This window comes from Nocardioides sp. NPDC057772, assembly GCF_042798075.1.
Taxonomy (GTDB): Bacteria; Actinomycetota; Actinomycetes; order Propionibacteriales; family Nocardioidaceae; genus Nocardioides.
The window spans coordinates 1-589 of sequence record NZ_JBHVKN010000109.1; the positions used below are offsets into that span (position 1 = coordinate 1).

Annotated in this window: 1 protein-coding gene; it reads right to left on the reverse strand. The window is 73.7% G+C overall.

Features of this window, described 5'->3' with window-relative positions; translation table 11 throughout:
- Positions 1-589 (reverse strand): sigma factor-like helix-turn-helix DNA-binding protein (locus tag ACFVJS_RS17435; protein ID WP_378882686.1); only part of this gene is annotated, 589 nt, incomplete at both ends.

Sequence of the window (589 nt, forward strand, 5' to 3'; positions counted from 1 at the left end):
TCCTTCAGGTCCGCCACCGGGCCGAGGTGGCCGAGCTTCTCGGGGTTGGTGACCGAGCGGATGCGCTGGATCTGGCCGTCGAGGATGTCGAGGGTCCAGGTGCCGAGGATGGCGCCGTCGGTGTCACGCAGGATGGCGCCCGGCTCGCCGTTGAGCTCGCGCTGCTCCAGCCGGGCACCGATCGCGAGCAGCGGCGGCACCGCCGTGACCAGGATCCGCGCGGCCTTCTCGGCACCGAACCGGCCACCGACGCCACCGGCCACGCCACCGCCGTCGTTGACGGTCTCGACATCGGCGGCCAGCAGCGCCTGGAGCCGGTCGACGTCGCCGTCGCGCAGCGCGTCGAAGAACCGGGAGGCCAGCTCGACCCGCTTGCGCCGGTCGGCCTCGAAGCGCGGCTTGCCCTCGTCCATGTGGCGCCGGGCCCGCGAGGCGAGCTGGCGGCAGGCGGCCTCGGAGCGGTCGACCGCCGCCGCGATGTCGGCGAAGCCGAAGTGGAAGACCTCGCGCAGCACGAACACCGCCCGCTCGAGCGGGCTGAGCCGTTCGAGGAGCAGGAGCGCGGCCATCGACACCGAGTCGGCCAGCT